The sequence below is a fragment of the Amycolatopsis sp. NPDC049691 genome (genome assembly GCF_040675005.1).
Classification (GTDB): Bacteria; Actinomycetota; Actinomycetes; order Mycobacteriales; family Pseudonocardiaceae; genus Amycolatopsis.
Window position 1 is genome coordinate 383,838 of the sequence record NZ_JBFANX010000003.1, and the last position, 11,973, is coordinate 395,810.

An 11,973-nucleotide genomic window follows, 5' to 3' on the forward strand; every position below is an offset into this window, starting at 1 on the left:
GCCGAGGAGCTGTCGGCCGATCCGGATCGTGCGGACTGTGACTTCGTCTTCGTGCACGATCCGCAGCCGGCCGCGGTGCTGTCCTTTTCGGACGCCCCGCGGGCCTGGTCGGTGTGGCGGTGCCACGTCGACACGTCCCAGCCCGCCGTCGGCGTCTGGGACTATCTGGGGAAGTTCGTCGAGGGCTACTGCCTCGAGCATCGACCCGGGACCCCGCCGGAGGGACAGGGTCCTGGGTCCACGAGTGCAGAGCCGAAAGGCCGCCGTTGACCTCGCTTCGCCGCGCACCAGGTCCAGCTCTGCCCTCAGGCCGTCGGCGAGCACGTCGAGATCGAGACACCGGCTGCGGTCGGCGAGCACCGGGATCGTCAGAGTGCCCGCATATGAGAGCACTTCGAAGACGACGGTCACGTTCCCGGTTTCATCCACGCTGAGCGGGATGGCCGCCCGGACCGGCCGCGACGCGTGGGTCATCGTCCCGGTGGGCGGACAGCCGGTCCCGGTCCGCCGCGCAGAACCTCTTGCTCCCCCTGCCGTGGCGAAGGCGGGTCGGCCTCCGCGGCGTACCCGATGCGCAGGAGCGCCTGCGGGAAGCCCGTCAGCTCGAGGTCCTCGCACAGCGCGGAGCGCACCGGCTCCAGGTGCAGCGGCTGCGTCAGCACCCCCGCCGCCAGGCCGAGGTCGACCGCGGCGAGCCAGGCTCGTTCCAGCGCGTACCCGGCGCGGATGTGGTCGAGCGGGGCGTCGTCCACCGTGACGAACACCAGCAAGGTCTCACCGGCGAGCCGACGCTCGAGCTCCGGCGTGTCCGGGACCTCCGTGGCGCGCTGGACCAGCCCCGCCCACGGCACCGAACCCGACGGCACCCGGCCGGCGGGGATCCCCACGCCGTGGCGGTGGGCGTGTTCGTCCCGGATCGTCCAGAGGGAGAGCTCGCGCTGGTAGCCGCTGTCGGTTTGGAAGTGCTCCGCGGCGAAGCGCAGCAGCCGGGCGACGACGGCGACCTCACGGCCGGGCCGGACATGCCGTGCTTCGACGCCCGGTGCCCCGCCCGCGTCGACGAGCTTGTGCACCACTGGTGCCGGCACGGCCACACCGTCGAACGGCGCCCGTTGGCTCGCCCGGCGAGCGATCGCCCCGTACCGGCGAAGTTCTTCTGGGCTGGGGGCGACCTCGCCGCCGACGGCGATCCGGGCCACCAGGCCCGGATCGTCGGCGTCCGGCAGTAACGCGGTCTCCGCGGCCCGGCCGAGGGTTCGTACGGCGAGTTCGAGGTTGGCCACCGCCGCGCCACACGACGCGGCGCGGTCGCGGCCGTGGGGGTCGTGGTGCGGGAGGGCCGGTTCGGCGCGTTCCCGCACCCTCAGCTCGCCCGGCTCGACCTCCAGCAGCCACGGCTGGGTGTTGTGCACCGACGGCGCGCGCATCATCGACCGGAGCAGTACTTCGGTCTCGGCCGCCGTCCAGGGCCGTTCCTCCACAGTGGACATGCCGGGTCACCCGGTCCGGCTCAGAAAAGACGCGGACCACTCGTCACGGCGGTAGCGCAGCAGACGGGCCGCCAGTTCGCCCGGGTCGCCGCGCAGATCCACCGGAACCGGCGCGGAGCCGGGCCTGCCGGTGGAGTGGATACCGGCCACGAAGCGGCGGACGCGAGACGGCGCCGGCACCAGCTCGCCGCCGAGGTAGGCGAGCACCAGCAGGTCCTCTCCGGAGTGGGTCTCCATGGCGAATGCCCACCCATGGCGCTCGTCCCACAGCAGAGCCATGTCCCGGCCCGGGTGGCCGCGCAGCCTTACGTCCAGCGCGACGTAGCCCGACACGGGGGTGCCGAGATCCACGGTGCAGGACTCCTCGCCGGCACCGAGCGCGGCACTCACCGCGGCGAGGTAGCCGGTCAGCCCACACCACAGCCCGTGGTCGCGGTCGATACCGGTCAGCAGGGGAATCACCTTCCATCGTCGTGGGACGCTCTCCGGCCGTGTCGGGCCGGATTCCCCCTCGTTCCGACGGTACGGCTCCGTCGCCGCGTGGGGATGGCGTCGTTCGGCCCCGAGGGGAAGGACTTTGGTCACCTGGCCGTCGCAGGACGCGCGGCAGGTCCCCGGCGACCGCGTTTCACCCTGGGCACGGCGAGCTCACGGGGTGCGCCGGCGCAAGGTAGCCGCGCCGAGCAGCAGGGCCACGACCGCGCAGCCGGCGATGATCGCGACGTTGCGGACCAAGGTGCCGTCGACCGCCGCGGAGCGGGTCACGTGGGTCAGCGCGTCCACCGCGTAGGACAGCGGAAGCACGTCCGAAACGGCGCTCAGCAGCCAGCCCATCTCGTCGCGCGGCACGAACAGGCCGCACAACAGGAACTGGGGCAGGACGAACACCGGCAGGAACTGGATCGCCTGGAACTCCGTGCGCGCGAACGCGCTGACGAAGAGGCCGAGTGCCGTGCCCAGCAGGGCGTCCAGCACCACGATCAGGAGGAGCGTCCAGACCGAGCCGGCGATGTCGAGGCCGAGCCAGGTCAGGCTGATTCCCGCGGCCACCAGCACCTGCAGGGTCGCGAGCAGGCCGAACGCCAGCGCGTAGCCGGAGAGCAGGTCGAGCTTGCCCATCGGCATCGTCATCAGGCGTTCGAGCGTTCCCGTGGTGCGCTCGCGCAACGTGGTGATCGAGGTCAGCAGGAACATGATCGTGAACGGGAAGATGCCCAGCAGTGCGGGGGCGATCGCGCTGAAGCGCTGTTCGGAGTTCAGGACGTACCGCAGGAGGATCATCAGCAGGCTGGGCACGCCGATGATCAGGCCGACCGTGCGCGGGTCGTGCCGCAGCTGGGTGAGGATGCGGCGGGTCGTGGCGAACGTGATCGGGGCGCTCATCGCGCCGCTCCTTCCCGGCCCTTGATCAGCCGCAGGAACGCCTGCTCGAGGTCCGGCGCACCAGTGCGCTCGCGAAGCACGTCCGGCGTCGCCTGGGCCAGCAGCTTCCCGTGGTGGAGCAGGAGGAGCTCGTCGCATCGGGCGGCCTCGTCCATGACGTGGCTGGAGATCAGCAGCGTCACCCCGGTCGCGGCGAGGTGGTGGAACAGCTGCCAGAGCTCGTCCCGCAGTTCGGGGTCGGAGCCGACCGTCGGTTCGTCGAGCACCAGCAGTTCGGGGGTGCCGAGCAGCGCGACGGACAGGTTGGCCCGGCCGCGCTGGCCGCCCGAGAGGCGGCCGACGACGGTCTTGGCCGAGGCGGTCAGGCCGGTCTGCGTGATCACCCGGTCCACATCGGACGGCGGAGCGCCGAGCACGGCGGCGAAGTAGCGCAACGCCTCGCTCACGGTCAGGTCCGCGTAGATCGCCGGATCCTGGGTGGCGTAGCCGATCCGCCGGCGCAGCTCGGGGCTCCCCGCCGGGCGCCGGAGCACCGTCACCCGGCCGGACTCGACGATCTGCACGCCGACGATCGACCGCATGAGCGTGCTCTTGCCGCAGCCGTTGGGGCCGAGCAGGCCGGTCACGGTTCCGCGCCGGACGGTGCACCCGATGTCGCGCAGAACCTCTTGCCCGCCGCGCCGGACCCGCAGGCCCTCGACCTCGATCGCCGGTTCGTCCACGGCGTGCTCCTTCCGTCCGCCTCCATGCTCGGCGGAGGCCGGCGGCGAATCAGGTGCCCGCGGTCCCGGCTTGCGGTGACTTTCGTCCCCGGTCCGGGACTTCCGGCTCCCAGCCGGTGACCTGACGCCCTTCGGCGGCGCGTGCCGACCGGCCATCCTCGGGGCATGAACGCGCCTTGGGCAGATGTGCACGAAACCCACATCGGTGCGGTCTTCCTCGTCGGGGGCCGCGCCTACAAGCTGAAGAAGCCGGCCGACCTCGGCTTCCTCGACTTCACCGCCCGCGAGACGCGGGAGCGGGTGTGCCACCGGGAGGTGGAACTGAACCGGTCGCCGCCGAGACCGCCGGACGGACAAGCAGTCCGCTGGTCGCCGTGCACTGCCAGGCACCGGAAGCGACAGCCGCGCACCGGATGACCGCCGACGCCGACGCGTGGTCCGAGGCACACCCGCTCCCGACCACCGGCACGCCGGCCGAATCGGTCGCGCGCGCACTGGCCTGGCTGGCGCCGGAGCACCGAAAGTCCCCGATCCAGAGGCATTCCGGCCCTGCTGCCGACGAGCTGGGCGATGCGAGGCTCGACTCGACCGAACACCCGGACCACGAGGAAGGCCGATGATGGAGCGAGCATTTCCGGACGAGTTCACCGTCAAGACCGCGGTGGCGATGGCCGTCCGCGCGCCGTCGGTGCACAACTCCCAGCCGTGGTACTGGCGGATCGGGCACAGCTCGCTGCACCTCTACGCCGATCCGGACCGGCTCCTGCACGAGACCGACCCGGACGGGCGGGACCTGATCCTCAGCTGCGGCGCCGCATTGCACCACCTCCGGATCGGCTTCGCCGCGCTCGGCTGGACCGCCGAAGTGCACCGGCTGCCCAACCCGGACGAACCCGACCACCTCGCCGCGGTCACCCTCGAGCAGCACCAGCCGACGCAGGACGAGGTCGCGATGGCGGCCGCGATCCCCCGGCGGCGCACCGACCGGCGCCGGCACAGCTCCTGGACCGTCCCCCGCGGGCACGTCGAAGCCATGGCCAAGGCCGCCGCTTTGGAGGGCACGGTGCTGCAGATCGCCGAGAACTCCGCGCGGTACCACCTGGCCACGGCCATCGAAGAGGCTTCCCGGCGGCACGCCGACGACCCCGCCTACCGCACCGAGCTGGCTGCCTGGAGCGGCCGCCACGTCTCCCCCGACGGCGTCCCGGCCCGCAACACCCCGGCACCCGACGACACCCCGGGTGCGCTGCGCACCCGCCCGTTCGCCGACCCGCTGCTGGCCCAGCCGCCCGACGCCAAGGCCGAAGACGACGAGACCGTGCTGCTCATCCTGAGCACCGCCTCCGACGACCGGATGTCGCGGCTGCGCGCCGGCGAGGCGACCAGTGCGGTGCTGCTCACGGCGAACGCGTTCGGCCTGTCCTCGTGCCCGCTCACCGAGCCGCTGGAACTGCCCGATGTCCGCGAGACGGTGACCGCGCGGGTCACCGGCGGGTCGTACCCGCAGATGATCCTGCGCGTCGGCTGGGCCCCCGCCAACGCAGACCCGCTGCCCGCGACCCCGCGCCGCGACCTCGCCGACGTGCTGCAGCCGCTTGAAGCGGCCCCGAAGCATTTCCAGGCCCACTAGGAAAGGAGCCGGTCATGCCGTACTGGCACTACCCCACGACGATGGGCTGGGCGGGCGGCATCGGCATGCTCGTGCTGATGGCGCTCGTGCCGGCCGCACTCGTCGCCGTCGCCGTCGCCGTCGTCCTCGCCCGCAGGGCACCGCAACCGCCGACGCCGGGCGACACCGCCCGGCGGATCCTCGACGAGCGGTTCGCCCGCGGCGAGATCGACCAGGAGGAGTACGAACGCCGTCGTGACGCATTGACGCCGAGATGACCAGGCACGCCAGGACCGTTCTCGTGGCCCTGGGGTGCGGGCTCGCCCTCACCGGTTGCGGGAGCGGCCAGAACGCGGCACCGGTCGCGAGCACGGCTCCGTCGGCTTCGGTTCTGCCCGCGGCGCCGTCGACCACCACGGCTGCCCCGTCGTCGACGACACCACCACCGGTCACCCCCTCGTGCTCGGTGACATCGGGGTGGCGTACGGACTCCGGCAGCTCCGACACGATGAGCCGGGGCGCGCTCTACCTCGTGCGCGCCGGCCGTCACGGCTGCTTCGACCGGGTGGTCTTCGACGTCGACGGCCCGGCGCAGGCCGGGTTCGCCGTCCGGTACGTCACGGTCGTGACCACCGACCCCAAGGGCGACCCGCTGCCGGTACCCGGCGGCGCCACGCTCGAGGTCGTGGTCCGGGCGCCCACCCTCGGCACCGACGACGCCGGGCACCAGCCCGGCCGGGGCCTGGCCAAGACCGGCGACACCTTGGTGACCACGCCGGGTTGGCCGTCGCTACGGGCCGTTCGCTTCGCCGGTTCCTTCGAAGGCCAGAGCACGTTCGCCGTCGGCGTGCGCGCGAAGCTGCCTTTCCGCGTGTTCGCGCAAGCCGGGCCGCCGGACGCGATCCGCCGGGTAGTCGTCGACATCGCCCACTGAGAGGACGTCATGGACCGCCTCAGCCCGCTCGACGCCGCCTTCCTCGAGATCGAGGACGAAGACCCCAGCGCATCCCTCGCCATCGCCTCGATCGCGATCGCCGAAGGGCCCGCCCCGGAGCACGAGGAGTTCGTCGACGTCGTGCGAGCCCGGCTGGCCGGCATCCCCCGGTACCACCAGAAGGTCCGCACGGTGCCGTTCGACCTGGGCCCGCCGGCCTGGGTCGACGACCCCGCGTTCGACGCAGGAGCCCACTTCGGCCGGATGGCGCTGCCCGAACCGCACGACGAGCGGGCGCTGTGCGAACTGGTCGCCCTGCTCATGGGCGAACGGCTGGAACGCGACCGGCCGCTGTGGGAGTTCTGGGTCATCGAGGGACTGCCGGGCGGGCGCTGGGCGATCCTGGCCAAGGTGCACCACGCGCTGGCCGACGGGCTCGCCGCGACCAGGCTGCAGACGATCCTCTTCGGGGACACGCCCGCGCCGGCTCAACGTGAGGAAGCACCCGATCCCGGTGTGGCCAAGCTGCTGCTGGGCGCCGCGGGCTCGATCATGCGCGCGCCGTGGGACCAGACGCGGCTGATCGCCCGTGAGCTGCGGCACCCGAACCGGCTGGCCCGCCGTGTGAGCGACGCCGCCCGCGGCCTCGCCGCGCTGACCTCCGCGCTGCTGCCCGCGTCGCCGACTCCGCTGACCGGACCGCTCGGCCGCGACCGCCGGTACGCCACCGCGTCGGTGGCCCTGGCCGACGTCAGGGCCGTGGCGGAAACACACGGCGTCACGGTGAACGACGTCCTGCTGGCCGCCGTCGCCGGCGGATTCCGGGAACTCCTGCTGCACCGCGGCGAAACCCCCGCCGCGGACAGCGTACGGTCCTTGGTGCCGGTGTCCGTGCGCACCGGCACCGCGCTCGACAATGAAGTCTCCCTCCTGCTGCCGTTGCTGCCGGTCGACCTGGCCGACCCGGTGCAGCGCCTGATCCGGGTGCACCACCGCCAGAGCACGCTGAAGGCGAGCAAAGAGGCCGATGCCGGCGCGCTGCTGACCGCGACCGCCGCGCACGAGCCGTTCGCACCGATCGCCTGGGCGATCCGGGCGGCCGCGCACCTGCCGCAGCGCAACATCGTCACGGTGACGACCAACGTGCCCGGCCCGGCCGAACCGCTGTCCGCGCTCGGCCGCCGGATCCTCGAGATCTACCCGTACGTGCCGATCGCGCTGCGGGTCCGGACCGGCGTTGCGATGCTCAGCTACGCCGGGCGGATCACGTTCGGGATCACCTCCGACGCCGACACGATCCCGGAAACCGACGTGCTCGCGAAGGCGATCGAGCGGGAGATCCAGGCCCTGCGTGCCACCGCACGCTGAGCCTTCATGTCCGGGCGGTGGGGTGACCGGGACGACGCCCCGGGAGATCGACAGATCGATCGTCCGGTGTGACGGCCGCGTCTTCGCCGCGGTGGCCGGGTCGTCGCCGTTCCCAGGTTGCGCTCCCAGCGCGGATGCGATCCGCCCGCGACGATCAGCCGGATCCGATCACCCGGCGCGAACCGGTGCGCGACGGCGTCGAGTTCCTTCCGGACCACGCCCTGGGGAGTCGAAGGACCGAACCGGACGAACCCGTCCGCGACGTTGCGAGAGTGGCCGCGGGCGTCCACTTCGGACACGTGGTCCGGCCTCACGCCACCTCTCCGCCACGGACAGCCGCGGCGAACTCCGCGGCCAGCCCGGCGACCAGTGTCTCCGGATCCGGGATGAGCTTGCGGTCCGTGCCGAACCCGAACCGCACCTGGCCGGCGTAGCTGAAGACGCAGATCGTGACCGCCTGCCGCCCGCTGCACGGTGCCCAGCCGACGACGCCCTCGACCTCCGCACCGGCCAGCGTCATCGACGTCCGCGGGCCGGGCACGTTCGTCAGGACCCCGATGGCCTTGCCCGCGAAGAACCGGCTCAGCGCCAGACCGACCGGTGCCGGGCTCTGCGCGATCGCGTACTGCATCCCGAACGTGAGCACCGGTTCGTAGGAGTCCCGGATCCGGGCGACTCGGCGGTGCACCTCGGCGAGGCGCTCGGCGAACGTCCGGCGCCCCAGCGGCAACCGGGCCAGCACGAGCGAGAAGTGGTTGCCCAGCGTCGCGGGTAGTTCGTCGTCGAACGACGACAGGCTCACCGGAATCAGCCAACCCGGATCGGACGGGTCCGGACGGGCGGTGCCATGGGCGGTGAAGTACCGGTCGAGCGCGCCGGCGACCAGCGCCGTGCAGACGTCGTTGACCGTCGTCCCGGTTTCGTGGCCGATCCTGGCGAGCTCGGCCAGCGGGATCGGCTCGCCCCACGCCGCGGTCTTGTCGACCCCCGGCTCGCCGTCCCACAGCCCGGTCGCCGTGGACGGCCCCAGCAGGTCCGCGGCGCCGGTGGCACTGTGCCATACCGTCGTCGCGGCGGCGGCCACCGTGTCGACCACGCGGCGTGGGCCACCGTCCAGCGACGAGGCGAGGAACCCGGCGACGGCACTGGCGGCGCCCACCGTCGCGGTCGCTCCCAGTACCGGCAGGGCCACCGCGGTTTCCAACGCGGGGTGCACGCGCGCCGCCCGTTGCTGGGCCTTCGCGCCGGTGTCGCCGAGCGCGCGCAGGGCAGCCGCACCGAGCCGGGCCACCGGCTGTGCCACGGCTTCCCGGTGTGGTGCCACACCACCGACCTTCGCGTGCGGGGCCGCGGCCTCGCCGTCCACCGGGTCCAGGAGGCTGAACAACACCTGCGTCAGCCGGATCCCGTCGGCCATCGCGTGGTGCGTGCGGCAGACTAGCGCGCTACCGCCGCGATAACCCTGCAGCAAATCGATGGTCCACAGCGGACGATTCACGTCGAACGGGGTGCTTCGCCGAGCAGCGACGAAGTCCTCGAGCGCCGCCTGGTCAGCGGGTGCGGGCAGCTGTTGCTCCACCACATGCTTCCCGAGGTCGAAGCCGACATCGGTTTCCCAGCTGACCGATCGCGCCGGGCCGCCGTGTCGCACGGCTCGCTGCAGGTACACCGGGTACCGCGCGAGCAGCCGGTCCGACACGAGCGACCGCAGCCGCGTCGCGTCCACCGGTGTCCTGGTCCACAGCACGGAGGTGACGACCAACAGGTTCTCCGGCCGGTCCAGATGCAGCCACAAGCTGTCCTGCGCCGGCATCCGCCGATGCGGCCCGATCGGTTTCCGCGTATTCCGCACTGCCATCGCCCCGCTCCTGTCGCCCTCGTTCCACCCTGCAACCCAGGTGTCATCGGGAGAAGGGCCGGAAGTCACCCTCGAGCAAGGCCGAGTGCCCTGCCCCCGACGACCCCCGCTTCGGCATGGTCAAGACCTCTGCCGAATCACCGGAACATCGGGGAATCCATGCCTCCCCTGACGGCTGGGCAAGAAGGCCCTCGGTACGGATGGCTTGGGGCGGTTCCGCGCCGGGCTGCCGGTGCACGCCGGCATCGGCTGGGACGCCATGGCACTCGGCTTGCGCGGCGCGGCCCGTTGGCTGGCCCGGTGACTCGGCGCCGGCTCCTGGTTCCGGTCGCTGTCGCGGCGGTCGCGACGCACTTGATCAGCACGGACTTGCCGGCGCCGTGTCACCGACCAGTGCGGTCAGCCGGCCGGCCGAGATGTCGAGGTCGACCCCGGCCAGCGCCTGCACCGGCCCGAACTTCGTGGTGACGCCCCGGACGCGCAGCAGCGGAGTCCCAGCCGGTCTGGCGGCATCCGGAGCCGCTGCGGACCGTTCGGCGATGGTGGTCACGGCCGGCTCACAACTTGCCCGTCGCCACTTCGACCATCTGGCGGCGGTGGGATCGCCGAGGGCGCCACTCGCCTCGGCCTGGGCGGCGGCCCAGAGCAACGCAGCCGTGCTCGCGTCCGGCCCGTTGCGGTTCCTTTCGTCATCGCTGCTCCTCCCGCGGTGCCTGCCGTTCTGCCCGGCCTGCGAGGACCAAGGGCCCTACGGGCGAAGACGCGCGGCGCTGATCATCGAAGGGAGCAAACGATGACAGGGAGAGACCCATGACGGTAAGGCTCGGGATCAACGGCTTCGGCAGGATCGGCCGGGACATCCTCCGATGCGTGCTGGAAACGCCGGACAGCCCGATCGAAGTGGTCGCGGTCAACGACATCACGTCCCCGGAGATGCTGGCGCACCTGCTCGCGCACGACTCCACCTACGGGCGGCTGCGCACACCGGTCGAGGTCGTCGACGGCGCGGCCCTGCGCGTCGGCGACCACCTGATCCAGGTGACCGCGAAGGCCGACCCCGCGGAGCTGCCGTGGGGCGAGTACGGCGTCGACGTCGTCGTCGAGTCGACCGGCAAGTTCCGCACCCGCGAAGCCGCCGGCGTGCACCTGGCCGCCGGCGCGAAGAAGGTCGTGATCTCCGCTCCCGGCAAGGACGTCGACGCGACGATCGTGCTGGGGGTCAACGAAGGCGGCTACGACCCGGCGAAGCACCACATCGTCTCGAACGCCTCGTGCACGACCAACTGCGTGGCCCCGATGGTGAAGGTGCTGCACGCCGCGTTCGGCATCCGCCGCGGCCTACTCACCACGATCCACAGCTACACCGGCGACCAGGCACTCCTGGACCGCCCGCACAAGGACCCCCGCCGTGCCCGCTCCGCAGCGGTCAACGTCGTGCCCACGAGCACCGGCGCCGCCAAGGCCATCGGGCTGGTGCTGCCGGAGCTGGCCGGCAAGCTCGACGGCGTCGCCGTGCGCGTGCCGGTAGAAGACGGCTCGCTGACCGACCTGACGGTCGAGCTCGAGCGCCCGGTGACGGCGGAGCAGGTGAACCAGGCGTTCGCCGAGGCGGCCGACGGCGACCTCAAGGGCATCCTGCGCTACACCGAAGCGCCCGTCGTGTCCCGCGACATCATCGGCGACCCGGCGTCGTGCGTGTTCGACGCGGAGCTGACCAAGGCCGACGCGCATCTGGCGAAGGTGTTCGGCTGGTACGACAACGAGTGGGGCTACGCGACCCGCACAGTCGAACTCGTGGAGCTGATCGGGCGTTCGCTGTAACAAGCCGGCGCTGCGGGTGCCCGCCGGTGACCCGGCCCGGCGGGCACCCGTTCCTCATGCCGGTGTGACTATGTCCTCCGACAACGGCGCGATGGCGCCGATGATCGTCTCAGTGGTCTCCTCCGGCACCCCGGCGGCCAGGAGGGAGTCCGTGAGGTACTTCGCCACGAGGTCGAAGTGGTGCTGGGCGATGCCACGGCCGCGGTGGACCTCCTTCATGGTCCGCCCGCGATACTCGTCAGGCCCGCCGAGGGCCGCCGTGAAGAACTCGACCTGCATCCCCTTCAGCCGCGGCATGCTCGTCCCGCCGAAGAACGGCGCCAGCTCCGCGTCGGCCAAGACCCGTTCGTAGAAGTCGTCGACCACGGCCGCCAGCGCCTCCTGGCCGCCGATCTGCTCGTAGATGCTCGTCACGTCGCCTCCCGGTCGTGGTGGTCACCGTGGTGACCAGCAAAGCGCCGGGAGGTTTCTCGCGGGTAAGAGCACGATCAACCGCGGGTTAGATCGTTCTCACCGCGGAGCTGCTGTCCGTCGATCGGGAGCGGGAACTGGCTGCCCGCGCGTGGCATCGCGCTCGACAGGCCGGGCAGGTCCCGAACTCGTCGCCGAGCCGCGGCGAATGGTCCACATAGGACGCGCCACCGTGCAGCGGGACGACCACCGCCCGGTCGAAGGCGACTTCACGACCGTCGTAGGAAACGAGCCGGTTCCGGGTGCCGTCGACTTCGCCGGCCGCCAGGTGTCCGCCGGTGCCGCCGCCGAGGATCACGATGCGCTTCATCGCCGGC

General features: G+C 72.0%; 15 protein-coding genes and 1 pseudogene. 7 read left to right on the top strand and 9 right to left on the bottom strand.

Annotated elements, in window-relative coordinates; genetic code table 11:
• Positions 1 to 9 precede the first annotated feature (9 nt).
• Complete coding sequence (locus AB0J40_RS08870; RefSeq protein WP_364450070.1) at positions 10 to 270, top strand: hypothetical protein; 261 nt, start codon at positions 10 to 12, stop codon at positions 268 to 270.
• 78 nt (positions 271 to 348) lie between these two features.
• Here AB0J40_RS08870 and AB0J40_RS08875 read toward each other — a convergent pair.
• The 5 genes and pseudogenes from AB0J40_RS08875 to AB0J40_RS08895 form a co-directional block, all read right to left on the bottom strand.
• Positions 349 to 474 (bottom strand): annotated as a pseudogene (locus AB0J40_RS08875) (hypothetical protein); the annotation flags it as partial.
• Positions 471 to 1,490, bottom strand: a complete 1,020-nt coding sequence (locus tag AB0J40_RS08880) for a nitroreductase family protein (protein WP_364449587.1) — start codon at positions 1,488 to 1,490, stop codon at positions 471 to 473. The gene AB0J40_RS08880 and the pseudogene AB0J40_RS08875, both read right to left, overlap by 4 nt.
• 6 nt (positions 1,491 to 1,496) lie before the next feature.
• A complete protein-coding gene (locus AB0J40_RS08885; protein ID WP_364449590.1) occupies positions 1,497 to 1,952 on the bottom strand; it encodes a DUF6292 family protein in 456 nt (151 codons plus the stop codon).
• Between the two features lie 186 nt (positions 1,953 to 2,138).
• Complete coding sequence (locus AB0J40_RS08890; RefSeq protein WP_364449592.1) at positions 2,139 to 2,873, bottom strand: ABC transporter permease; 735 nt, start codon at positions 2,871 to 2,873, stop codon at positions 2,139 to 2,141.
• Positions 2,870 to 3,595, bottom strand: a complete 726-nt coding sequence (locus AB0J40_RS08895) for an ABC transporter ATP-binding protein (protein ID WP_364449595.1) — start codon at positions 3,593 to 3,595, stop codon at positions 2,870 to 2,872. Before AB0J40_RS08895 ends, AB0J40_RS08890 begins: the two co-directional genes overlap by 4 nt.
• A gap of 413 nt (positions 3,596 to 4,008) precedes the next feature.
• On the opposite strand from AB0J40_RS08895, the gene AB0J40_RS08900 reads away from it, so the two are divergent.
• The 5 genes from AB0J40_RS08900 (at position 4,009) to AB0J40_RS08920 (ending at position 7,506) form a co-directional block, all read left to right on the top strand.
• Positions 4,009 to 4,215, top strand: a complete 207-nt coding sequence (locus tag AB0J40_RS08900) for a hypothetical protein (RefSeq protein ID WP_364449597.1) — start codon at positions 4,009 to 4,011, stop codon at positions 4,213 to 4,215.
• Positions 4,215 to 5,225 (top strand): NAD(P)H nitroreductase, encoded by a 1,011-nt coding sequence (locus tag AB0J40_RS08905; RefSeq protein ID WP_364450073.1) that lies wholly within the window; start codon positions 4,215 to 4,217, stop codon positions 5,223 to 5,225. The genes AB0J40_RS08900 and AB0J40_RS08905 overlap by 1 nt, the downstream gene beginning before the upstream one ends.
• Before the next feature lie 14 nt (positions 5,226 to 5,239).
• Positions 5,240 to 5,482 carry an SHOCT domain-containing protein gene (locus tag AB0J40_RS08910; protein ID WP_364449600.1) on the top strand — a complete coding sequence of 81 codons (243 nt, stop codon included), beginning with the start codon at positions 5,240 to 5,242 and terminating at the stop codon, positions 5,480 to 5,482.
• A gap of 230 nt (positions 5,483 to 5,712) precedes the next feature.
• On the top strand, positions 5,713 to 6,138 hold the full coding sequence (locus AB0J40_RS08915) for a hypothetical protein (protein ID WP_364449603.1): 426 nt from the start codon (positions 5,713 to 5,715) through the stop codon (positions 6,136 to 6,138).
• Between the two features lie 9 nt (positions 6,139 to 6,147).
• Entirely contained in the window at positions 6,148 to 7,506 is a 1,359-nt protein-coding gene (locus AB0J40_RS08920) for a wax ester/triacylglycerol synthase family O-acyltransferase (RefSeq protein WP_364449605.1), read from the top strand.
• A gap of 310 nt (positions 7,507 to 7,816) precedes the next feature.
• Here AB0J40_RS08920 and AB0J40_RS08925 read toward each other — a convergent pair whose 3' ends face one another.
• Both AB0J40_RS08925 and AB0J40_RS08930 read right to left on the bottom strand, forming a co-directional pair.
• Positions 7,817 to 9,364, bottom strand: coding sequence for a WS/DGAT domain-containing protein (locus tag AB0J40_RS08925; protein ID WP_364449608.1), 1,548 nt, complete (start codon positions 9,362 to 9,364; stop codon positions 7,817 to 7,819).
• A 358-nt stretch (positions 9,365 to 9,722) separates the two neighbouring features.
• The gene (locus tag AB0J40_RS08930; RefSeq protein ID WP_364449611.1) at positions 9,723 to 9,914 is read right to left on the bottom strand and encodes a hypothetical protein; all 192 of its coding nucleotides are present in this window, start codon (positions 9,912 to 9,914) and stop codon (positions 9,723 to 9,725) included.
• A 260-nt stretch (positions 9,915 to 10,174) separates the two neighbouring features.
• Between AB0J40_RS08930 and gap the strand changes: the two genes are divergently transcribed.
• Positions 10,175 to 11,185, top strand: a complete 1,011-nt coding sequence (gene gap, locus AB0J40_RS08935; protein WP_364449613.1) for a type I glyceraldehyde-3-phosphate dehydrogenase — start codon at positions 10,175 to 10,177, stop codon at positions 11,183 to 11,185.
• Between the two features lie 54 nt (positions 11,186 to 11,239).
• On the opposite strand, the gene AB0J40_RS08940 is transcribed toward gap, so the two are convergent.
• Entirely contained in the window at positions 11,240 to 11,599 is a 360-nt protein-coding gene (locus AB0J40_RS08940) for a group 1 truncated hemoglobin (protein WP_364449616.1), read from the bottom strand.
• 85 nt (positions 11,600 to 11,684) lie between these two features.
• On the bottom strand, positions 11,685 to 11,966 hold the full coding sequence (locus AB0J40_RS08945; RefSeq protein ID WP_364449619.1) for a hypothetical protein: 282 nt from the start codon (positions 11,964 to 11,966) through the stop codon (positions 11,685 to 11,687).
• Between the last annotated feature and the right edge of the window lie 7 nt (positions 11,967 to 11,973).

What these genes read in the sequence shown, in the direction of transcription:
- AB0J40_RS08925 (WP_364449608.1), bottom strand. Translation starts at nt 9,364, where the DNA reads ATGGCAGTGCGGAATACGCGGAAACCGATCGGGCCGCATCGGCGGATG.
- AB0J40_RS08890 (WP_364449592.1), bottom strand. Translation starts at nt 2,873, where the DNA reads ATGAGCGCCCCGATCACGTTCGCCACGACCCGCCGCATCCTCACCCAG.
- AB0J40_RS08880 (WP_364449587.1), bottom strand. Translation starts at nt 1,490, where the DNA reads ATGTCCACTGTGGAGGAACGGCCCTGGACGGCGGCCGAGACCGAAGTA.
- AB0J40_RS08900 (WP_364449597.1), top strand. Translation starts at nt 4,009, where the DNA reads ATGACCGCCGACGCCGACGCGTGGTCCGAGGCACACCCGCTCCCGACC.
- AB0J40_RS08915 (WP_364449603.1), top strand. Translation starts at nt 5,713, where the DNA reads ATGAGCCGGGGCGCGCTCTACCTCGTGCGCGCCGGCCGTCACGGCTGC.
- AB0J40_RS08920 (WP_364449605.1), top strand. Translation starts at nt 6,148, where the DNA reads ATGGACCGCCTCAGCCCGCTCGACGCCGCCTTCCTCGAGATCGAGGAC.
- AB0J40_RS08910 (WP_364449600.1), top strand. Translation starts at nt 5,240, where the DNA reads ATGCCGTACTGGCACTACCCCACGACGATGGGCTGGGCGGGCGGCATC.
- AB0J40_RS08945 (WP_364449619.1), bottom strand. Translation starts at nt 11,966, where the DNA reads ATGAAGCGCATCGTGATCCTCGGCGGCGGCACCGGCGGACACCTGGCG.
- AB0J40_RS08905 (WP_364450073.1), top strand. Translation starts at nt 4,215, where the DNA reads ATGGAGCGAGCATTTCCGGACGAGTTCACCGTCAAGACCGCGGTGGCG.
- gap (WP_364449613.1), top strand. Translation starts at nt 10,175, where the DNA reads ATGACGGTAAGGCTCGGGATCAACGGCTTCGGCAGGATCGGCCGGGAC.